20 protein-coding genes and 1 pseudogene are annotated in these 21,063 nt (G+C 43.1%); 9 read left to right on the forward strand and 12 right to left on the reverse strand.

What is annotated here, in order from left to right:
* The 4 genes and pseudogenes from CXF62_RS14615 to purC all read left to right on the forward strand — a co-directional run.
* Positions 1-508, forward strand: a pseudogene (locus tag CXF62_RS14615) (hypothetical protein); the annotation flags it as partial.
* 450 nt (positions 509-958) lie between these two features.
* Positions 959-1,864 (forward strand): 4-hydroxy-tetrahydrodipicolinate synthase, encoded by a 906-nt coding sequence (gene dapA, locus CXF62_RS00165; protein ID WP_102092471.1) that lies wholly within the window; start codon positions 959-961, stop codon positions 1,862-1,864.
* Positions 1,865-2,005: 141 nt separating this feature from the next.
* Positions 2,006-2,332 (forward strand): hypothetical protein, encoded by a 327-nt coding sequence (locus CXF62_RS00170; protein WP_371548286.1) that lies wholly within the window; start codon positions 2,006-2,008, stop codon positions 2,330-2,332.
* A gap of 127 nt (positions 2,333-2,459) precedes the next feature.
* Positions 2,460-3,173: a phosphoribosylaminoimidazolesuccinocarboxamide synthase gene (purC, locus tag CXF62_RS00175; RefSeq protein ID WP_057757995.1), complete on the forward strand. Its 714-nt coding sequence runs from the start codon at positions 2,460-2,462 to the stop codon at positions 3,171-3,173.
* A gap of 228 nt (positions 3,174-3,401) precedes the next feature.
* On the opposite strand, the gene CXF62_RS00180 is transcribed toward purC, so the two are convergent.
* From CXF62_RS00180 to pheA, 9 genes are all read right to left on the reverse strand, one after another.
* Positions 3,402-3,680 carry a DUF6911 family protein gene (locus tag CXF62_RS00180; protein WP_102092472.1) on the reverse strand — a complete coding sequence of 93 codons (279 nt, stop codon included), beginning with the start codon at positions 3,678-3,680 and terminating at the stop codon, positions 3,402-3,404.
* 22 nt (positions 3,681-3,702) lie between these two features.
* Complete coding sequence (locus CXF62_RS00185) at positions 3,703-4,260, reverse strand: IS630 family transposase (protein WP_145990076.1); 558 nt, start codon at positions 4,258-4,260, stop codon at positions 3,703-3,705.
* Positions 4,196-4,543, reverse strand: coding sequence for an IS630 transposase-related protein (locus CXF62_RS00190; protein WP_101204407.1), 348 nt, complete (start codon positions 4,541-4,543; stop codon positions 4,196-4,198). The genes CXF62_RS00185 and CXF62_RS00190 overlap by 65 nt, the downstream gene beginning before the upstream one ends.
* Positions 4,544-4,735: 192 nt before the next feature.
* Positions 4,736-5,233 (reverse strand): 2-amino-4-hydroxy-6-hydroxymethyldihydropteridine diphosphokinase, encoded by a 498-nt coding sequence (locus CXF62_RS00195; protein ID WP_228153109.1) that lies wholly within the window; start codon positions 5,231-5,233, stop codon positions 4,736-4,738.
* A 25-nt stretch (positions 5,234-5,258) separates the two neighbouring features.
* Entirely contained in the window at positions 5,259-5,696 is a 438-nt protein-coding gene (gene folB / locus CXF62_RS00200; RefSeq protein WP_102092473.1) for a dihydroneopterin aldolase, read from the reverse strand.
* Between the two features lie 42 nt (positions 5,697-5,738).
* The gene (rarD, locus tag CXF62_RS00205; RefSeq protein ID WP_102092474.1) at positions 5,739-6,701 is read right to left on the reverse strand and encodes an EamA family transporter RarD; all 963 of its coding nucleotides are present in this window, start codon (positions 6,699-6,701) and stop codon (positions 5,739-5,741) included.
* A 195-nt stretch (positions 6,702-6,896) separates the two neighbouring features.
* Entirely contained in the window at positions 6,897-9,230 is a 2,334-nt protein-coding gene (locus CXF62_RS00210; protein WP_102092475.1) for a bifunctional prephenate dehydrogenase/3-phosphoshikimate 1-carboxyvinyltransferase, read from the reverse strand.
* A 110-nt stretch (positions 9,231-9,340) separates the two neighbouring features.
* On the reverse strand, positions 9,341-10,483 hold the full coding sequence (gene hisC / locus CXF62_RS00215) for a histidinol-phosphate transaminase (protein ID WP_102092476.1): 1,143 nt from the start codon (positions 10,481-10,483) through the stop codon (positions 9,341-9,343).
* A 119-nt stretch (positions 10,484-10,602) separates the two neighbouring features.
* Positions 10,603-11,775 carry a prephenate dehydratase gene (pheA, locus tag CXF62_RS00220; RefSeq protein WP_102092477.1) on the reverse strand — a complete coding sequence of 391 codons (1,173 nt, stop codon included), beginning with the start codon at positions 11,773-11,775 and terminating at the stop codon, positions 10,603-10,605.
* A gap of 732 nt (positions 11,776-12,507) precedes the next feature.
* On the opposite strand from pheA, the gene CXF62_RS00225 reads away from it, so the two are divergent.
* Both CXF62_RS00225 and CXF62_RS00230 read left to right on the forward strand, forming a co-directional pair.
* Positions 12,508-13,452, forward strand: a complete 945-nt coding sequence (locus tag CXF62_RS00225; RefSeq protein ID WP_102092478.1) for a transaldolase — start codon at positions 12,508-12,510, stop codon at positions 13,450-13,452.
* 110 nt (positions 13,453-13,562) lie between these two features.
* On the forward strand, positions 13,563-14,030 hold the full coding sequence (locus CXF62_RS00230) for a hypothetical protein (RefSeq protein ID WP_102092479.1): 468 nt from the start codon (positions 13,563-13,565) through the stop codon (positions 14,028-14,030).
* A gap of 257 nt (positions 14,031-14,287) precedes the next feature.
* Here CXF62_RS00230 and CXF62_RS00235 read toward each other — a convergent pair whose 3' ends face one another.
* Positions 14,288-14,854, reverse strand: a complete 567-nt coding sequence (locus CXF62_RS00235; protein ID WP_102092480.1) for an adenine phosphoribosyltransferase — start codon at positions 14,852-14,854, stop codon at positions 14,288-14,290.
* 365 nt (positions 14,855-15,219) lie between these two features.
* Between CXF62_RS00235 and CXF62_RS00240 the strand changes: the two genes are divergently transcribed.
* Positions 15,220-15,384 carry a rubredoxin gene (locus CXF62_RS00240; RefSeq protein ID WP_057759803.1) on the forward strand — a complete coding sequence of 55 codons (165 nt, stop codon included), beginning with the start codon at positions 15,220-15,222 and terminating at the stop codon, positions 15,382-15,384.
* Between the two features lie 27 nt (positions 15,385-15,411).
* On the forward strand, positions 15,412-16,461 hold the full coding sequence (locus CXF62_RS00245) for an alpha/beta fold hydrolase (protein WP_102092481.1): 1,050 nt from the start codon (positions 15,412-15,414) through the stop codon (positions 16,459-16,461).
* Between the two features lie 320 nt (positions 16,462-16,781).
* On the opposite strand, the gene CXF62_RS00250 is transcribed toward CXF62_RS00245, so the two are convergent.
* Positions 16,782-17,804, reverse strand: a complete 1,023-nt coding sequence (locus CXF62_RS00250) for a WG repeat-containing protein (protein ID WP_102092482.1) — start codon at positions 17,802-17,804, stop codon at positions 16,782-16,784.
* A gap of 466 nt (positions 17,805-18,270) precedes the next feature.
* Here CXF62_RS00250 and CXF62_RS00255 point away from each other — a divergent pair, with 466 nt between their 5' ends.
* Positions 18,271-19,203, forward strand: coding sequence for a DMT family transporter (locus CXF62_RS00255; RefSeq protein WP_102092483.1), 933 nt, complete (start codon positions 18,271-18,273; stop codon positions 19,201-19,203).
* 137 nt (positions 19,204-19,340) lie between these two features.
* On the opposite strand, the gene CXF62_RS00260 is transcribed toward CXF62_RS00255, so the two are convergent.
* The gene (locus CXF62_RS00260; protein ID WP_102092484.1) at positions 19,341-20,765 is read right to left on the reverse strand and encodes a solute carrier family 23 protein; all 1,425 of its coding nucleotides are present in this window, start codon (positions 20,763-20,765) and stop codon (positions 19,341-19,343) included.
* Positions 20,766-21,063 lie beyond the last annotated feature (298 nt).

Raw genomic sequence — 21,063 nt, forward strand, 5'->3', positions numbered from 1 at the left:
TCAAACTAATAATCAAACTAATAATCAAACTAATAATCAAACTAATAATCAAGACAGTATCGAGCAAGAAAATTTAAATATAAATCCATTAGTAGCGGTGCTTTGTGGCTGGCAAGATGTACCTAAGCAATCTACAGATATCGAAACGTCAGAGGCGACTGATAAAGTAATGCTTGGATCAGAGATTGCCAATGCCACCAGTCCAGTGATTATCTTGGCATCACGATTTGATAGTATCAGTGATCTGCCAAAATCTTTACAACCACGCCCTTTATTGATAACCGGTGCTGCGAAAGCTATTCAAAAAAATATCCTGCTTGCTCAAAAACAGAACGATATTCGACGCAGTAGTGAGCAGTCAGCATTGCTATATAACAGTCGCATGGGTAAGCAGCGCGGCTTATATCAACATGCGAGTGCACAGATATTTGTTAGTAGCGGCATCGGTACGAGAGGGTTGCCTTTTCGATTCTATCGACCTACTATCGATGTGTTGACGATTCGTTAATATTACCTAAGAGACTTATCAACGCACGTTGATTACGCTAAACTGCTCCTTTAATGATGTAACTATTCATTTACAAGGTTTCAGTTCAAGTTCTATAAATTTAAGCGAAAAATAATATACGTTTTTTGGTACTAAATTTATGGGCTGACTGCCAATTGATTGATAGCGGTCAAATCAAAATATGCTACACTAACGAGCACTCTTATTATTATATTTCTGTCGGTTAGTAGGTACGCCTATTATTCTTGGTGAATTGCCATCACGATACTGATATCGTAGATATAATAATCTATGATACAAACGCTATTATAGTAAGTAGAGACGCAGCATTAACATCAAGTAAGTTACGCCATCAGCGTTTATCAACGCATATAAAGCAATGGACACTTGCAAACGACCTATCATGTGACAGCTTTAATAAAAGCTAGGATAATACAGTAAGGCACGGTTATGAGCACAGCATACGACGAGATCAAAACCCGACTACAAGGCTCAATGGTAGCTTTGGTAACGCCCATGCACCCTGACGGTAAGGTCGATTATAAACGTCTCGCAGATCTCATAGATTGGCAGATCGAGAAGGGCACACATTGTCTTGTAGCTGTTGGTACTACTGGCGAATCAGCGACCCTATCTATGCAAGAGCATAGCGATGTCATTCGCTATTTTGTCCAGCATGTTAAAGGTCGTGTACCGGTCATCGCGGGTACTGGTGCCAACAATACGATGGAAGCCATCAAGCTGACTCAGGATGCTGCCGATGCAGGCGCAGACTGTGCGTTGCTAGTCGCTCCTTACTATAATAAGCCGCCACAAGAAGGCTTATTTCAGCATTATCAAGCCATTGCCAAAGCCGTAAATATACCGCAAATGTTGTATAATGTGCCTGGACGTACAGTGGTTGATATCGCTCAAGAAACGGTTGAGCGTTTGTGTGATATCGATAATATCGTTGCTATCAAAGATGCGACAGGATCTGTCGGTCGCGGTGAGCAATTGATCAAAGCTGTTGGTGACAGAATGGTTGTGTTATCTGGTGATGATGGCACTGCGCTTGATCTAATGAAAGTAGGTGGCAAAGGTAATATCTCAGTCACTGCTAACGTAGCACCAAAAGCCATGAGTGAGACTTTTTCTGCGGGTTTACGTGGTGACTTTGAAGCGGCTGGTAAAATCCATGACGTGGTCAAACATTTGCACCGTGACCTATTCATCGAATCAAGCCCTATCCCAGCGAAGTACGCCTTGCATAAAATGGGCATTATCGATAAAGGTATCCGTCTGCCATTGGTTTGGCTCGCCGAGCAGCATCATGCGACTATTGATGAAGCATTAGTCCGAGCAAACATACGATAAATTGATATTTAGCCAATTGATATTCGGCGATTTAAGACTTGCTGCACATTAGATGAGTACCATTCGAGCTAGCAGCAAGTCAACTTATCACGATAAGTCAATCGCCTATATGAGCAATAACTGCTAACTCAGAGAGACAACATGATGACAGTAACATCAAAGACAGCATCATCGACGACAAAATTATTTCCAGCAATGCTGACCTTGGTTTTGGGTAGCACTTTGGTATTAAGCGGCTGTCAAGCAACCAAAAACTTGCTTGGTAAACGTGATAACGGCAGCTTAGATTATCAGCAAAGCAAAAAGCTTGCACCGATAGAGCTACCTGCCGCCCAAGAAACGGCACCCTTTGTACCTTTGTATTCAACACCTAATGCTGGGGCAAACACGCTCAAACTACAAAATGAGTCAGGCAATCAGTATCAGCTGCCAAAACCTCAGCGTGCTGTTAGTAACACTTCGAACTAAACTTATTCCCTTATCTATATCGCTGACTGTTGCGTCTTTATCATAGCTGCAAACCATTTATCTTACATCAGTCAGCGGTAGCTGCGCGTTTTTACCACATAAGCTTGAACGAACAGGAACCCCCATAATGCAAAAGCAACAACTGCTGTATAAAGGTAAAGCCAAATCTGTCTATGAAACAGAAGACAATGATCTTCTGATTTTGCACTTCCGTGATGATACCTCAGCGCTTGATGGTAAGCGTATCGAACAATTAGCACGTAAAGGTGTGGTTAATAACCGCTTTAATGCTTTTATCATGCAAAAATTGTCTGATGCTGGTATCGAAACACATTTCGAGAAGCAATTGTCTGATGACGAAGTGTTGGTTAAACGCTTGGACATGATTCCTGTAGAGTGCGTGGTTCGTAACTTTGCAGCTGGTAGTTTGGTACGTCGTTTAGGTTTAGAAGAAGGTCAGGCATTGACGCCTCCAACGTATGAGCTGTTTTATAAAGATGATGCGCTAGGTGATCCGATGGTTAACGAATCACTTTCTGTATCTCTTGGCTGGGCGACCAAAGAGCAACTGGCTAAGATGGAAGAGCTGACCTATCAAGTCAACGATGTACTAAAGGCATTGTTTGATGCGGGTGATTTAATCCTAGTTGATTTTAAACTAGAATTTGGCGTATTCCATGACCGTATCGTGTTAGGTGATGAGTTCTCACCAGACGGCTGCCGTATTTGGGATAAGAACACTAAGAAGAAACTTGATAAAGACCGTTTCCGTCAGTCTCTAGGTGATGTGATTGAAGCTTATGAAGAAGTGGCTGACCGTATTGGTGTGCCATTAAAATAAGTATCTGATACTTAGCATAAAATAAAAACTGAGCCATGTGCTCAGTTTTTTTATGTCATTATATTTATAATGGTTCCCTAGTGAGGACTTGAATCTTAGACTGTAAGATAATGGTATCAGCGTTTTAACTAGCTGAATTAATCACAGTGTACTTCGTAGTGTACAAAGCGTTAGCTTTTTGAGCTTAATATCAGCTATCTTCCGCGCTATTTTTTTAAAAATGTTAAATCAATCTAAAATACTTTTAGACACGTTACCCGTAGCATTAAATTCTAAAAAGCATTGTTTAACTACTTCTAAATCACTAATAACCGTTGTAGAGCTATGAAGTTCTCCATTAACATACTCCCAATCATCTCTTGAAGCATCAGGGTTATACGCTGTTCTAACATCTAAATAGCCTTCATCATCATAATCCAACAGCATCAAAAGATATCTTCCATTCGCCATATATACAGTTAACTTTAAAGGTTCAATATCTTCTTTAGCAAGTACGTTTTCAATCATAACAGTGCCTCTGCAGTTATAGTCAATCCAAAATAAAAGAAGTACAACCCATATTATGAAATAGTTTAGGTAGATTATTCTCCATCCAACCTTGTCGTAGAAACTTAGCTTGTGCCCATTTCTTTTCAATAGGATTTAAGTCAGGACTATAGGATGGTAGAAATAAAAGCCTGTGACCATGCCTATTCAGAAGACTTTTCACTCGTTTATGAAAGCTGGCATTATCCATGACGATTACGCATTTAGTTTTAAGGCTTGGAATGAGCGTGTATTTGCACCAGTCATAGAATATATCGCCATTGATGTTTTTCTCAAAGTAATCAAGCGCAAAAAGCATCTTTTCATACAGAGCACCGATGACATTGGTACGTTTTTTAGCTTGCCAATTGTAGCTATCAATACAAGGTTTACCTATCGGTGCATAGCCATAAGGACGAATAGTTTCAGCCTCAAAGCCACTCTCATCCATATAGACAACGGGATAGCCTTGCTGCTTAAAATGATCAAGCTTATTCTTATATACCGCTCTTTTTATTGAACACGCTTTTGGATGTGCTAAGGTCTTTTTTTTGGCTGATATTTAATCTTTTTAAGGCATAGCCAATACCTGATTTACTACAGTTTAAACGACGAGCTCGCTCATATAGATAGTCATCTGGGTATTGATTAACGTCTTGTAGAAGAGCTTCATTGGGTATACTGCTTGGCGTTTTGACTCTGGTCGTTTGGATGCTTGGGTCTATAAGCCAGCGCTGTAGTGTACTCTTGCTGATATTATAAAAAATACAGGCCTGACGGATGCTCATGTCTTTTTGCTCAATGTTTTTGATAACTTGTGCTCGAAAATCTGCTGAGTAGGTCATCTTTTATATTTCTCTTTGCTTGGTTTAAAAGCATTGTACCTTTTCTATTTTGGACTGACTATATAATCGCATAGTTTTTATTAGATTTTTGTCTAGGAAACTGATGCGCTGAGGCAGAGTGAATGCTGAATAGCGATAGTTTTAGGTGAAAAGATATAATAGCAGTTAAGATATGGCTACTCATTAGAAAAATTAGAGCTTGGTTAAAATCAATTCTTCAACCCCTGCTTCCTCATGCGCTTTAAATGGATAACGATCGGCCATGACAATCCAATCAAACACTGATTTAAATGTCGGTTTTTTGCTTAGGCTATTATTTTCTTTTGATAATTTGATGAGCAAGATATCAATGTCTATCGTCACACGCCTTATTTGGTTAGGCTCAGTTTGTCGGCATCTATTACAATCGCCTTCAAGAGTTTTGAAGGTTTTCTGTAGTTGTTGTAGGCGCATCGGTGTGGTCAGTACTAGATGGACACATTGATTGGTATAGTCAGGTTTTGGCTGGTCTAAAGTCGCGGTAAAATCAGGATTTTGGAAGGCCGTAGACAATTGCACTGCACCTAGCGCTGCCAAGCGCTGCCGAGCAAGCGGGAGATACTTGTCGGCTTGATAATTACTACCTAGCGCTAACACTACCTCTACTACAGGCTGTGCTTGCACAGTCTCAGGTGCGCATTGTGTTAGCATTTCCAAATTCAAATCCACTGACGTTTTATGCATCATCAGCTTGGCTGACGTTAACTTCTTTGGCAGTTTCTTTAGTAGTTAGCTCGTTAGTTGATGCTGGCGCATAGCGCGTTATTTGCACCCCTACCGCATCAGCTTGGGCAATAGCGGTAGGCTTAGCAATGCTCAACGTTATTTTTTGACAGTCATATTTTGCGAATACCTTATCAGAGATCTGACCAGCCAAATGCTCAAGCAGCTTTGCTTGAATCTCTTTGCACCACTCGCTCACATCATCGCAGACTTCTTTATAGCTCAGCGCATCGCTGACATCATCTGACACAGCAGCACGGCTAACGTCAGTCTCAAGCGCGATATCAATGAGTAATGGCTGAGTGATAGCACGCTCCCAGTCAAAAACGCCAATTACCGCTTCAACTTTTAGACCTTTTATAAATACAACATCAGACTGAGTATGAAACATCCTTTCATCCTTGTTTGCTAATTTTTTTCGTGTTTTTAATATTTACTTAGCCGATTTTAGCGCTTCTTCACGTAGGCGCGCCGCTTTTAACACTTTACTTGGACGATGGCGCCACAGATCGATGCTAAATAATAGCAGACCTAACCAAATCAGACCAAATACTGCCAAACGTTGTGAATCGAACGGTTCTTTATAATAGAACACCGCCAAAAAGAAAATGAAGGTCGGCGTCAGATAATTCATGAAGCTCAGAATACTGTATGCAACGAGCTTGGTAGATTTATTGAATAATAAAAGTGGTATTAGCGTAATCGGACCTGCGATCATCAGTAGCCAAATGTTTGAGCTAAACCAAAAGCTCAGTTGATGACTTGCCACATCAGACTGCCAAAACCACCAAAGACATAAAGGTACCAACATTGCGGTCTCGACAAACATGGCATCAACAGCAGTCAATGGCGTTTGTCGTTGAATCGTCCCGTAAGTACTAAAGCTAAATGCTAAAATCAACGATATCCACGGCAGACTACCAAGCATCACCACTTGAATGACCACAGACAATAATGCAAAGCCAATGGCTACCCATTGTAGCGTGCGCAGGCGCTCTTTGAATAAAATCATCGATAGCGCAACACCTACCAATGGCCCGATAAAGTAACCCAAACTGGCCTCAAGGATACGGTCTTGATTAACCGCCCATACATAGGTCAGCCAGTTGGTTGCGATAATTAACCCAGAGACCAGTGATAGCGCGATCCATCTTGGGTTTTGCTTGAGCGTTTCTATCCATCCCCAGCGTTTGGTAGCCACTAACACAATCAATAGACAACAAAACGTCCAAGTGATACGGTGACCAATGATCTCCGTTGCATCATAATCAGATAGCTGCTTGAAGTATAACGGAAATCCACCCCAAATAAAGAACGCGATAAGCGCAGTAATAATGCCGCGTCTGGTTGTGGTGATTGGGGCAACGGGTTTTTTGATGACATTTTGGGTAGTCATAATATAGGACAACTTTTTAGAGCAAAGCGCACTCTCACCTAATTCTAATTATTATTGTCAATCGAATCGTGAGAGTGCAGGGTTACTACAGTGAGATTATAAGGTAAAAAGCAATGTACTCATGCCAATAGTGACATGAGTACATTGCTAACGATGTTAGATTAAATCTTTAAGAGTTAACGGTAGCTTAGCGACTTACTCAGCACCAGTATCCACTTGGATAGACATACCGATTTGGTTGGCAAGTTCAGCAAATCCTGGGAAGCTAGTATTAACAGTCTCAACTCCTTCAATGGTTATTTGCTGGGATGCACGCAGACTGGCTACAGAGCAGCTCATCGCAATACGGTGATCATGATGCGAGACAATATGACCGCCACCAAAGACAGATTGGCTATTGTTTACTTCACCGTTTTCAGTAGCAGCGCCTTTGCCTTCGATAATCAGACCATCATCAGTGACAGTACAATCAATACCAAGTGTATGTAACCCTTCTGCCATCACAGCGATACGATCTGATTCTTTGACACGCAGCTCTTTGGCACCAGTCAATACCGTCTGACCTTGTGCACAGCTGGCTGCAATAAATAGCACAGGGAATTCATCAATCGCCAGTGGTACAAGATGCTCTGGTATCTCAATACCGACTAGGTTTGAGCTGCGAATCGTAATATCAGCAACTGGCTCGCCGCCCACATGTGTTTCATTGCTTAGGCTAATATCTGCATTCATTAATTTAAGAATATCAATGACGCCAGTACGCGTAGGGTTGATACCTACTTGGGTCAAGGTCAGCTCACTGTTTTGACTGATGGCGGCTGCTACCATAAAAAACGCTGCAGATGAGATATCGGCAGGAACAGCGATATCGCCGCCTGTTAGTGTGCCGCCGCCAGTGACACTGATACGATTGCCTTCTACGGTTACCGGATAACCAAAGGCTGATAGCATACGCTCAGTATGGTCACGGCTGATCTCAGGCTGTGTGACCGTTGTCGTACCCTCGGCCCATAGACCTGCTAGTAGCAAGCAAGACTTTACCTGAGCTGAAGCAACTGGCATATCATACTCAGTGCCTTGTAATGGCTTGCCAACCGTGTCACGACCAGTGATACTCAGCGGCGCAGTACCACTATGACCAGTGCTCTGAATCAAAGCTCCCATCGTGCGTAGCGGTGCCGCCACGCGCTCCATTGGGCGTTTATTCAAGCTAGTATCACCTGTCAATACACTATCAAATGATTGTGCTGCCAAGATACCAGATAGCAGACGCATACTTGTACCAGAGTTACCCATATACAGTGGGGTTTTGCTAGGTTTTAAACCATTCATACCGACACCATGAATGGTCAAGTTGCCATTATCAGGGCCTTCGATAGTCACACCCATATCACGGAATGCTTGCAGCGTTGCTAGCGCATCTTCCCCTTCTAAAAATCCAGTCACATTTGTCACGCCTGTGGCAAGACTGCCGAGCATAATGCTGCGATGCGAGATAGATTTGTCACCAGGAATCGCGATGGTGCCAGAAACAGTATTGCTAGGGGTAATATTATAAGAAGCTGACATAGCAGAAGTATCCGTATAAGGGGTGCTGGCTAACATATGGCCGAAATGTCGCCGTGCGGCTTGCGCGCGGCCCAAAAGTCCCATCAGGGCAGTTGAATCTTGATCAATGATAAGCTGGCGCATCGTCTGTAAATAGACACCATACTCATCAAGGGCGCTGACAATCGCGCTTTGGTTGGCAAAAAATATATCATGCCACATTTTAGGGTCACTGGCGGCGATACGCGTAAAATCGCGGAACCCACCAGCGGCATAACGAAACATATCTAAATTATCATCATGGCTTGTCAATTGCTCAACCAAATTAAAGGCAAGTAAATGTGGCAAATGGCTGGTGTGCGCTAATATGCGGTCATGATGCTCAGCATCCATTGACATAACATTTGCGCCCACTGATTCCCATAATAGTCGCAACTTTGCAATAGCAGTTGCACTGGTTGTCGGTAGCTCGCAAATAATGACGCTATGATTAACAAATAAACTGGCGCGGCGCGCATGATACCCTGAATTTTCAGCCCCAGCAATTGGATGCGCTGGCACTAGACCTATTGGGAGCGAACCGAACACTGCTTTAGCGGCATCAATGATATTGACTTTGGTACTACAGACATCTGTCATGATGCAATCATTGGCAAGCTGTCCGTTATCCATCGCTTGTTTGATATCAATGAACACTGCTTGAACAGCCTGTACTGGCACTGCAATAATGATTAAATCACTGCCAGCAATGACGTCCTGTAAGTTTGCACTACCAGCATCAAGTAGACCATGCTCGATGGCTTCTGTGATACTTGGCGCATGTCTATCGACTGCTACCAGACGCGCGCTTAAGCCATTATCTTTAATAGCTTGCGCAAAACTGGCACCAATCAGCCCAAGTCCAATCACACAAACTTGTTTAAATATAGGTGGCGTAGTATTTAGAGACGATTGAAGTTTATTATTTTTCTGACTACTCACGGCTTTTCTCGTTGGACACACTAAGACATAAATAGGGTCAGTCTTAGTGTTATAAATTTTAATGGCTAATTAAGAACAGTTTTTAAATTACAAAGCACTTATGGATGCGCTTAGTCTTCAGTCAAAATAGAACGCAAAGTATCAATCAAACGCAAATTGTCTTCAGCCACACCTACTGTGATACGCAGCCAGTTAGGCAATCCATAAGCATCCAACGGACGGACAATAACGCCTTGTTCAAGTAGTGCCTGATGGATAGAAGCAGCGGTTATATCTTCCATCTCAACCTGCACTTCGACCATAATAAAATTGGCATGCGACTTCACAAAACCCAATCCTAGCGCGTCAAACTGCTTTTCTAACCAACGCATTTGCTCATCGTTTATCAGACGAGTTTTTTCGATAAAGTCTTGATCGGCAAGTGCAGCAGCAGCGGCAGCTAAACCAACACGGCTGACGTTAAATGGCTGACGAATTCGGTTTAGTAAATTCGCCACTGCCACCGAGCTTAGAGCATAACCGACGCGTAAACCTGCTAGCCCATAAGCTTTAGAAAAAGTACGCACAATAATGACATTATCGAACTCATTTAATAGTGCGCGGTTGTTGCTCTCAGGACTATACTCGATATAAGCTTCATCTAGTACCACCAAGACGGAGCTTGGTACACTGGCAACGAACTGGTGTAGCTCTTTTTGCTCTAGCTGCGTACCCGTTGGATTGTTCGGATTGGCAATAAAGACAATTTTGGTATTCGGATTATCTTGTACCGCTTGGCTCATGGCTTTTAGATTATGGCCGAAGCGCTGAGCAGGCACTTCCACTCCCGTGGCACCTTGCATCTTCGCTAGCATAGGATATACCACAAAAGCATACTGGCTATAGACGATGGCATCATCAGCACCCACAAAGCTGCGTGCCAAAATATCGAGCAAATCATCAGAGCCATTACCTAAGGTAATTTGATTGGCATTGACATCGTTAAAATCAGCCAGCGCTTGCTTTAGATAGTAACCATTGCCATCAGGATAGCGCGACAACTGCCCTAGCTGCTCAGTCACTGCTAGCGTCACTCGTGGGGAGCATCCCATTGGATTCTCATTGCTAGCCAGCTTGACCACATCTGAGACACCATACTCACGTGTCAGCTCCTCAATTGGCTTACCAGTTTGATAAGGTGCCAATGCCAAAATACTGTCGTAAGCTGGCGTTAACGGCGATAGATCTGACGCGGTCAATTGAGTAGTCTGCATGGTTTATCCTTAGATGGTGTCTGTAAATGCTTTTTTTGAATACTATCTGCAAAAGCTAAGACCCATCTATTATGTATGAATACCAGTGAGTAAGCCTATAGTTATCTATAGGTAGTCGCCTATAGGACAGCTTTTGGATATGAGCCTAATATGCGCAAATCTTTGACCAATGGACGAATATCATTGATGGCAGCGCTAACGTTTGGATCATTAACATGACCATTCATATCGATAAAGAATACGTATGCCCATTTGTTAGGACGCTCAGGACGCGTCTCAATACTGGTCATCGATACGCCATGATATGACAAAGGTTTCAAGATTTCGATCAGTGCGCCTGCTTTATCGTGAGCGGAGACGACGATAGAGGTTTTGTCTTGACCAGATGGTGCAATCGCTTCATGACCGATAATAAGGAAGCGTGTGGTGTTACTTGGATTGTCTTCGATATTTGAGTAAAGTTTATGCAAGCCATACTCTGCAACAGCAACGTCACCTGCAATCGCAGCTGAATGCCATTCGTTTTTGAGGCGGCGAGCGGCTTCACCATTGCTTGATACTGCCACACGTTCAACATTAGGGAAGTTTACATCTAGCCAATGACGGCACTGAGCAAGCGACTGCTGATGCGAGTAAATACGGCTCAAGCCATCAATCTTGGTATGCTCAGCAACCAAGAAGTTTTGATGAATTGGCAGTTCAACTTCGCCTATGATCTTTAAGGTAGAAGATAAGAAACCATCTAGAGTATGGTTGACCACGCCTTCTGAAGAGTTCTCGACAGGAACCACGCCATACATCGCTGTACCCGCTTCGACTTCTCGGAACACATCAGTAATGGTTGTCATCGGTACGGTATCCGCTGCTTTACCAAAGTGCTTGAGCGCAGCGGCATGCGTAAAGGTACCGACAGGGCCCAAGAAGGCAATACGCTGCGGCGCTTCTAAATCCAAGCATACTGACATGATTTCACGAAACAAGCGCGCCATTTTCTCATCAGCGATTGGACCCGCATTACGTTCCATGACAGCTTTTAGTACTTGTGCTTCACGCTCAGGGCGGTAAAAGATAGGATTGCTATTGTCATCAGCAGCGGTATGATTTTTCTTTACCATGGCTACTTGCTGAGCCAGCTTTGCACGGTTATTGATTAACGTTTGGATCTCACAGTCTACTGCGTCAATATTTTGGCGAATATTGTCTAAAAACTCTTTTTCAGTTGCGGTATCGCTAGCGCCTGTAGTGGTTTGATTTAGATTATCCATTGTTTGCTCTGGTGACTGCTCGCTCATTACCGCCCATCCTTTTTAGATTTTATCGCTGTTAGATATTACTATTATTTAAACTCTACTATTATATTGCTATTACTTAGGTAGCACTATTGCCAAATCTGACTGTTTTTTTTAGTTAGAGCCTGATAGTAGAAACTATATTCAAAATCAACCTCAAAACAGTCTATCAAAAACACCCTATATTGCTAGTGCCATTTGGCGTTAATGCTATATTAGGGCGTGTTGAACATTCAAATGTGGTGCTGGCAGTGACTATTTTTTAGACAATATGCAGTGAAATTTTTGACGCCTAGTCATTCTAGGTTAAACAATTTCGCCATATATTGGCAGAAAATAGTACTGCCCTGAAAGGCTGATGCTAAAATCACCCCAAACGTCGTTGCAATCCTAGCTAAGGTCTCGACATTATCGTCGGCTTGCGCCTAGTTTGGTGCAATTTTAGCGATCAGCAGCCCTAATATTTGAATGTTCAACACGCCCTTACTGCCAAATACAGCAGCTTGATACATAGCCGGCTCTACTATAGCAAAAACTAAGGTCAGTGCCCATGCGTAAATGCGTATAAATATACCAACTGTTATTAATATTAGCACAGCTGAGCCAGATAACAGCGACGCATAGCATAACTATGAGGCAACACCTGCCCAAAACTGTGTTACAGTTCCAGTTCAGCTCCCTACCCTGTTATATATAAGAGGAGCATCATGTGATTAATAAAAAAAAGGATACCTGATGAGCGCATTACAACAGCTACGCACTATGACCACGATTGTTGCTGATACTGGTGACCTTGCCGCTATTGCCCGTTTAAAACCTATCGATGCAACCACCAACCCAAGCCTTATTACCAAGGCTCTGATTCATCCTGACAACCAAGGCATGTTGTCAGAGACCATGAGTCGTCATAATGGTGACGTGGATGCCGTAATCGATGCACTGACCATTCAGGTTGGCTGCGATATTTTAGAGCTGATTGAAGGCCGAGTCTCTACCGAAGTGGACGCTCGCTTATCTTATGATACTCAAGCCACGATAGATAAGGCACTGGCCTTTATGGATGCTTACCAAAAAGCGGGCGTCGATTCAGAGCGAGTATTGATCAAAATGGCGGCAACTTGGCAAGGTATCGAGGCGGCGCGCTATCTTGAGACTCAAAATATCCACTGTAACCTGACCCTACTGTTTGGACAACACCAAGCGATTGCTTGTGCAGATGCTGGCGTGACCCTGATATCACCTTTCGTTGGCCGTATTCTAGATTGGCAAAAACGCCAACAAAGCCGTCAAAACGTACCGGCTTCTGATGACATGGGCGTACAGTCAGTCAAGCTCATTTATCAGTATTACAAACAGCACGGTTACGAGACGCAAGTGATGGGCGCTAGTTTCCGCTCTACCGAGCAAATTTTGGCATTGGCAGGTTGTGACTTGTTGACGATAGCTCCCAACCTCATTGATGAGTTGGCAGCCATGGATACTGAGGTAACTCGTCAACTGTCTCCGAGTATGTCGATGGATATGAAGGCGATGACTCAAGTAAGCTTAACGCACGAAGAGTTTAGTGCTGCATATCAGCAAGACAAGGTTACACAGGACTTGTTACCTAAAGGTATTGACGGTTTTATCGGGGCGCGTGACGAGCTGGCTAAGACATTAGCAGCCATTCGCGGACAATAATAGCCACACGACAGAGGACGACTGATACTGGGCTGGCACAAAAGATATTTGCCTACTAATAGTAAGTTGGCTATCATTACCTACTTCAAATGACAAGAAGCAAGGCTTATATGAAACGGCTATCAATATTATTGGCAGGCAGTGCTTTAGCGATCAGCGCCCAGGCAGTCAACTGGGTAAAGGTGTCCGAGAGCGGCTCTGGATCAGTTTTTAGTATAGATTTGGATTCTATTGAAAGCTCTGACATCAGTATCATAGATGAAAAAGACGTCGAAAATATCACAGTATCTATCCTTAGAACCTATCCTAAAGACAAAGATACCGATAAAGATGACTCGAAGGAAGAAAAAAACAGTATTGACCATAGTGAGCAACAACTACTCATTTCATGTAAAGACGCCAGTTACTATAGACGAGCCTTTGTTAACTACGATGCTGAAGGCAAAGTAACCAAATCATGGCAGTCAGAAAAACCAATATTGACCACAAAAGACTTTAAAGTCACCACACCAAAGACAGTCGGTCGTACGGTGATAGAGCAGTCTTGTAAGGACTACGAACAAGACGAAGAGCAATAAATACAGCCTACTTAACACAATACTAAAAAACATCAATACGGTATCAAAAAAAGCGCCCTGACATAGTGTCAAGGCGCTTTTTTATTTGGAGAATCGTTTAACTATAGTCAAAGAACTCTAAAATGGGTACAAGGCAGCCGACTGCAGATTGTACAAATAATACATCTAAGGAGGGTAACGCCGTAGCGATTTAGTAGTTCACCGACTATATATCGACTATCCAACGTGTCTAGTAGTCAAAAACATAGCAATTCATTTTAAGCTTTTAGTACCGTATAAACAGGTACTGGGAACTCGCCATGCAAGTCGACCAAGTCCAGTAACACTAACGCACCGACCACAGTATGGTCAGCCGATTGACACAGCTCGTAAGCGGTAGTCAACGTACCACCAGTCGCCAAGATATCATCGACCAATAGTACGCGCTCAGGCGGTAGATTGTTTTGCATCTCAAGCGTGTCTTTACCATACTCCAGTGCATAGGCTTTGTTGGCTACAGGGGGTGGTAGCTTACCTGGTTTACGTAGCAAGATCATGCCTTTGCCCAGACGACCTGCTAGCATACTGGCAAATACAAAACCGCGCGCTTCCACTGCACCCAGACAATCTACCTCGTCCATAAGCCCTTCTGGCAATGCAGCAAGTAGCGCGTCAATGACAGCGTCAATATGACTGCGCAGTAACGGGGTAATGTCATAAAAATCAATGCCAGCTTTTGGAAAGTCTGGTACTGTGCGAATAATCTGCCAAAACGGATGGTCAGTATTGAGCATATGTGACGTATCATTGTTGGTGGCGGATGTGGCGGCGGCATTGGTACTCATGATGACCCTTAGCTTATGTATTTAGATGGTTTAGTTAGTTTAGATAAGACAACAACTGGATGATATATCAGCGATAAATGCTAAGCATTACTGTGAATTTAGCGGCGATTATTATAGCATAATTGGTTTTCGTATGGCGGGCTGGCGTCCAGTCTTGTTATTAAGCGCTAATAAGGTAACGTATGTGATTGACTTGATAAAAGAAAAGTCATCTCAATATACAAGTGTAAACTTAACTATGAAAATTGCGGTTATATGCTAAACTACGTGCGTTTTTGCAGTCTAATATAATAGCTGTAATATTAAAAATGAGCGTTTATAGCACGCTGTAACTGTAATACTGGTAATGATCGATAGGACTATTTATGAAACGTTATGAATGTATTGTCTGCGGCTGGATATATGATGAGGCGCTTGGCTGCCCAGAAGAAGGTATCGCACCTGGTACTAAGTGGGAAGACATCCCTGATGACTGGACTTGCCCTGAGTGCGGTGTCGGCAAGCTTGATTTTGAGATGCTTGAGCTGTAGTAGATGACCCTCTAATTAGGACACTTCATGACAAAATCAAATGACATCAATAGTGCCAAATTGCCTGAAACGCTAGATAACAATCTAGAAGATCATCTGAATAACTACCCTACTCCTGAGTGGCGCAAATTTGGGGAGCACCAATGGCGCGACTCTGACTTGAGTAAGCACCTCCGTCAAGCAATGATTGACATCGGTGATGGTATTGAGTTGTGTGTCGAAGCTGGCGGTAATCCCAATAATCCGCCACTGCTGATGATCATGGGGCTAGGCTCACAAATGATATTTTGGCCAGACAATTTTATTAAGCGCTTTATCGATGCTGGTTTTTTTGTGATTCGTTTTGATAATCGTGATATCGGCTTGTCTTCTAAAGTGCAGATAGAAGGTTTGCCGCGTATTAGCCAGCTTAAAATGATGGTACGCCTACAAACAGGGCTGTCTAATAAAAGCACACAGGTTGCTTATAACTTGACAGACATGGCTGAAGACACCGCACGTCTAATTAAAGCACTCAAGCTTGGCAAGACACATCTGCTTGGGGCTTCGATGGGCGGTATGATTGCACAAATTGTGGCGGCACGTTATCCAAGCTTAGTGCAGCGAATGGCGCTTATGTTTACCACGACCAATCGTGCGTTTTTGAAGCCGCCAAAGCCCAAACAGCTATATACCCTTATCAATCGTCCAGAGAGCCACTCTGAGCGTGATATCGTGCGTCATAGTGTTTGGTTTATGAAGACCGTTGGTACACCAGGTCATGTGAATGTGCGTATGGTCCGTGAAATCGCTAAGATTCGCTATCAGCGCAACTTCCACCCGCTTGGTACAGTACAGCAGCTCAATGCTATCTTGGCATCAGGCTCTATCAGTCGGTTTAGTAAGCAAGTCAAAGCACCGACGATTGTATTACATGGTAGCGCTGATGGACTCCTGCCTGCCTCACAGGGCCGAGTCGTTGCCAAGACCATCCCTAATGCTACGTTCCATCTCATCGAAGGTATGGCACACGATATTCCAGAGTATTATCAGCCTTATATGGTCGACTTAATCAGTAATCATTTATCGAGCAAATAGCTGTAGAAGACTAAGCCTTGTCTTCGATTCAATCGATAGTCATCTAAGTGAGCTAAAAGCATTAGTGTTAAAAAAAGAGTGTAAAACCTATCGCTAACTCACAGGTTTTACACTCTTTTTTATTGCTTATTTAATCCTAGGGCGTGTCCTCAATTCAATCGATAGTTATCTAAATGGGTTAAAAATGGCTAAATCTTGCCAAACAGCGTCAAATAGCTGACTAATATCTCGATATTATCTGCGCTATTTTCATTGTTTGACTGCGATTTATCTCATTTTTATCACCATTTTTAAAATGAGGACACGCCCTAGCAATTGCATCAATCACAAGCAACGCCAGCGCCTTCCTTATCAATACACATTTTATTCCCATTCTTTAGGTTGCCAATCCACGCCTTACCACCTATAAATACGAAGGATGGTTTGCCCTGATAGCTATCGTTAGCGTTCACACCATTATTAGCAAAGCGAAAAGGAATCACCAGCTCACCGCCTAAATTGACAAAGCCCCACTCTTCACCGATACGCACGCCAGCATATTCCTCAGAAAACGGACGCACTTCATCAAATGAGTACGTAATCATGGTGACATTATTGTCATCGACGAAACCCCATTTACCATCTTGCTGACGCGATTGAAGCGTCGTAAAACGCGCCGGTACAGACTGTGATGCTGTGCTAGATTTTTCGTTAGAAGAAGTAGGTTTATTCACTGCCTGAGTGTCGTTCTGGGCATTTGGATCATTCGCTGCATTACCGTTTTTATCCACCCAACTGGTTGCACGGCCTTTGCGTACACGCGCCACCCCATTACGATAATTATCAATATCATCAATCGCTGCAGAAAATGAGACAACGGTACTATTGGCTGTGTTAATCACACCATAGTTACCCTCTTTTTTTACCACGATACGCCCATCCGATACAGGCCGCGCCCATCCTTGACTCTCTGTCAATATATCGTACATGGCAGGCACGACTTCGCGGCCCTGCATATTGAGATAACCGACGCGACTGTTGCGCAGTACAGGCAACAGTCCACCTGACAGTTTATCGGCATCGACTTTTTGATAACGTGACAAATCCACGACTCGTTTGCCTTTTTTATCAATTAACGCTACCGGCGCACCAAAGTCTTTGATCGCCAAAAAGTAACTGCTACTGGCTGTGCAGGAGACGTTTTTGTAATAACTTTTTGGGATTTTACAACTGGCGGCATGTGCGCTAGGTATCAAAAACCATGCGCTAGATAGCATCGTCACGACAAAACTGTATTGCGATATTTTTGGTAGCAAGCCAGACAATGTATGTGGCTGTTTTTTTGATAGCAATCGTTGAAGCATAAATAAACCTAGACAAATAATATAGATTGTTTGGTATAACCAATCAGACGTTAAGTACATTATATCGTCAATCTACTATACATGTGTTGCATCGTTAATGTCGCTTAAAGTGTTACACACATATTCTCCGTACAGAAATATCACTTGCATACATTATGCTCTTTCATACTCCTACGAATCGTCGCCCTGATACAAATATTTTGATATAAATACTATTACCCAATTATCATAAGCCTATTGTGAAAAACGTAACTATATCAGATACTTTGGTCATTTATTTGCGTCTAACGTGCCCAATAATTTTCCTTACAGCGATAGCATCTGCATTCAGCATAATAAATTGTGGTTTTGCCATTTCATTTTGCGTTTAAAACCACGACAATATGGCTCTATGTCAACATAAGTTCTGACATGATGCAATGATAATAAGAGTGCTGTTATTCAAATACTGTTATAAGGATAAATTATGGCTATTGCTTCAACGCGATCTGCACCTATTGGCTTAGTCATTGGTTGTATCATTTTTGGATTGGGCAGCTTAATTGTCGCTCACGTCGATATTGGTGGTTGGGCCATGTCGTTTTGGCGATTGGCTGTTTCTGGTATTGTATTTGCGGTATTGGCTAAGATAATGGGCCAACGAATGCCCAAATCAAGACGGGCCATTTTTTATGCGCTACTATCAGGGGCGTTTTTAGGATTAGATTTGGCGCTGTGGCATGAGAGTATTTATGCGGTTGGGCCTGGTATTTCGACGCTGCTTAATAGTCTGCAAATATTTTTCTTGGCCGCGATTGGGTTTATGTATTTCAATGAGCGTCAGTCTATCGTACAGCTTATTAGTTTGTTTTTAGCCATGATAGGCGTGGCAATGATAGGTAGCCCTGAATTCGCACACAATACCGCTGCGACTTGGGGCTTTGTCACTGGGATTGTATCTGGTGCCATGCTAGCGGCTTCGATGACCTTTATCCGCAAAACGCACGATACGGAACCGACGCCTATATTTATGTTAATGCAGCTAATCAGTATCGGCGGCGTCTTAGCCATGATTGTACCGATGTTTGTATTTGACACAGGTAATATCCTACCCAATACATGGTCTGAGATTGGCTGGGTGCTTATTTATGGTACGGTAATGCAGTGTCTAGCATGGGGGTTGATTGCCTATTCTATTCCTAAGTTATCTCTGGCACTGACTGGACTGCTATTGTTGACTGAGCCTATTGCAGCCCTTGTCATTGATTATAGCTGGCTGGACAAGCCGATTAATACCTTGCAGTGGAGTGGCGCACTATTAACGATGTTTGCTATTTACTTAGGCTCATTAAAACCAAAACCACGTGCCCTTCGCCGCTATCGTTTTTTTTCAAGGTTTTATAAGCGTGACTATAAGTAGCTCGCTACTACTATTGCTCAACACTGCCATACAAAAAAGCGCCCATGCTATCGATAACATGGGCGCTATTTGTTAGAGGAGATATGCTTTGACCATATTTATTTGATAGGCGCTAACTTCACTCTCATCAGTATTACTTATTTCGCTTCAGAACTTTGGTTAAACAAAGCATTTAACACGATAGCAGCTAAAGTAGCAGTACCGATACCGCCTAAATCAAAGCCACCTAAATGCAAGCTAAAGTTACCAGTACCCATAATGACCGTCACTGCCGCGATGATTAGATTGCTGTTTTTACTAAAATCAATATGGCTATCGATCCAGATTTTTATCCCAGCAACCGTGATAAGACCAAAGACAACAATAGAAGCACCGCCCAATAGAGCCGCTGGGATGGTCTGAATGATCGCACCAAACTTTGGTGACAGTCCCAATATGATAGCAACCAAACCTGCTACGACAAATATCGTCGTGCTATACACTTTGGTAACCGCCATGACACCGATATTTTCAGCATAAGTGGTGACACCTGTACCACCAAATCCTGCCGAAAAAGTCGTGGCTAAACCGTCCGCCAAAAATGCTCGGCCCATATAAGGGGTCACACGAGCCTTGGTCATACCCTCTACTGCCTTAAAATGCCCTAGGTTTTCAGCCACCAATATAAAGGCCACAGGTGCAATTAGGATAATAGCGCTCATCTCAAAGCGCGGCGTATGAATGCTTGGGAGTCCAAACCATGAAGCGGCAGCTACTGTACTAAAATCAATCGCTGTACCAAAGCCTAAAATATTGGTCATGACAAAGTAAGCAACGTACGATAGAACCAGACCGACGAGTAGCAACAGACGACGCAACATACCGCGAGTAAATACTGCCACACCACTAATGAGCAATACGGTCAAGGTAGCCATCCAAGCATCAAATTGATTGGCAGACACCCCTTGAATGGTCACTGGCGCCAAGTTAAGACCTATAATCATGACAATCGCACCCGTCACAATAGGCGGCATCAAGCGCTCAATCCAACCTGTACCCGTCTTCATCACTAGCAGACCAATCAATGCATAAATGATACCGCAGGCCATAATACCGCCTAGCGCAACATTTAGATTGTCATTAAACCCTGCGCCTGCATAAGCGGTCACCGCGATGACTGGACCAATAAAAGCAAAGCTTGATCCCAAGTAGCTCGGCATGCGCCCACCGGTAATCATAAAGAACATTACCGTACAGATACCAGACATCAAGATAGCTAAATTAGGATCGAACCCCATTAATAAAGGCGCAAGCACGGTTGCACCAAACATGGCAAACGTATGCTGTATACCTAGTAATACGCTTTTTGATGGAGGTAAATAGTCATTGATACCGACTGGATCACGATCCAAATCGCCCTTATAAGGACGCCATGTCGGGAACCAACGGCCATTTTCAAAATCTGGATTGTGCGGATAATTGATAGCGGCTGAATCAATGCCTGCAGACTCCAAGGCATTTTGAGTCGATAGATCTTGAGCGCTATTGTCTGACGCTGATGAAGGGTCTTTTTGAGATGGCATGCGCGCTTGTCCTATGTGAGCTAAGCTAAAGTAATAGGCTGGGGCGTGTTGAATATTCGACCATGGCACTGACAGAGACTATTTTTTAGACAGTTCGACGTTAAAAATAGTAAGTTTAGTTATTCTAAGCGTCTATTTTTAACAGTGAAATGGCAAAAAATAGCCCTGTCTCCTTCTGTTAATATTGGAGCTGATGCTAAAACTGTCCTATACCGCGTTATAAATCTAGTTAAGGCACGAACATGACCGTCGTTTTACGCCTTGCCTAGAACAGTTTTAGCAATCAGCAGTGCCTATT

This window comes from Psychrobacter sp. MES7-P7E (genome assembly GCF_002863645.1).
Classification (GTDB): Bacteria; Pseudomonadota; Gammaproteobacteria; order Pseudomonadales; family Moraxellaceae; genus Psychrobacter.

Bases quoted from the DNA above. Each gene is read 5' to 3' on its own strand.
- CXF62_RS00225 (WP_102092478.1), top strand. From the start codon at position 12,508: ATGAGCGCATTACAACAGCTACGCACTATGACCACGATTGTTGCTGAT.
- CXF62_RS00230 (WP_102092479.1), top strand. From the start codon at position 13,563: ATGAAACGGCTATCAATATTATTGGCAGGCAGTGCTTTAGCGATCAGC.
- pheA (WP_102092477.1), bottom strand. From the start codon at position 11,775: ATGAGCGAGCAGTCACCAGAGCAAACAATGGATAATCTAAATCAAACC.
- rarD (WP_102092474.1), bottom strand. From the start codon at position 6,701: ATGACTACCCAAAATGTCATCAAAAAACCCGTTGCCCCAATCACCACA.
- CXF62_RS00170 (WP_371548286.1), top strand. From the start codon at position 2,006: ATGATGACAGTAACATCAAAGACAGCATCATCGACGACAAAATTATTT.
- folB (WP_102092473.1), bottom strand. From the start codon at position 5,696: ATGTTTCATACTCAGTCTGATGTTGTATTTATAAAAGGTCTAAAAGTT.
- CXF62_RS00195 (WP_228153109.1), bottom strand. From the start codon at position 5,233: ATGCTAACACAATGCGCACCTGAGACTGTGCAAGCACAGCCTGTAGTA.
- CXF62_RS00245 (WP_102092481.1), top strand. From the start codon at position 15,412: ATGACAAAATCAAATGACATCAATAGTGCCAAATTGCCTGAAACGCTA.
- CXF62_RS00240 (WP_057759803.1), top strand. From the start codon at position 15,220: ATGAAACGTTATGAATGTATTGTCTGCGGCTGGATATATGATGAGGCG.
- CXF62_RS00255 (WP_102092483.1), top strand. From the start codon at position 18,271: ATGGCTATTGCTTCAACGCGATCTGCACCTATTGGCTTAGTCATTGGT.
- CXF62_RS00260 (WP_102092484.1), bottom strand. From the start codon at position 20,765: ATGCCATCTCAAAAAGACCCTTCATCAGCGTCAGACAATAGCGCTCAA.
- CXF62_RS00190 (WP_101204407.1), bottom strand. From the start codon at position 4,543: ATGACCTACTCAGCAGATTTTCGAGCACAAGTTATCAAAAACATTGAG.
- CXF62_RS00235 (WP_102092480.1), bottom strand. From the start codon at position 14,854: ATGAGTACCAATGCCGCCGCCACATCCGCCACCAACAATGATACGTCA.
- dapA (WP_102092471.1), top strand. From the start codon at position 959: ATGAGCACAGCATACGACGAGATCAAAACCCGACTACAAGGCTCAATG.
- CXF62_RS00250 (WP_102092482.1), bottom strand. From the start codon at position 17,804: ATGCTTCAACGATTGCTATCAAAAAAACAGCCACATACATTGTCTGGC.
- purC (WP_057757995.1), top strand. From the start codon at position 2,460: ATGCAAAAGCAACAACTGCTGTATAAAGGTAAAGCCAAATCTGTCTAT.
- hisC (WP_102092476.1), bottom strand. From the start codon at position 10,483: ATGCAGACTACTCAATTGACCGCGTCAGATCTATCGCCGTTAACGCCA.
- CXF62_RS00180 (WP_102092472.1), bottom strand. From the start codon at position 3,680: ATGATTGAAAACGTACTTGCTAAAGAAGATATTGAACCTTTAAAGTTA.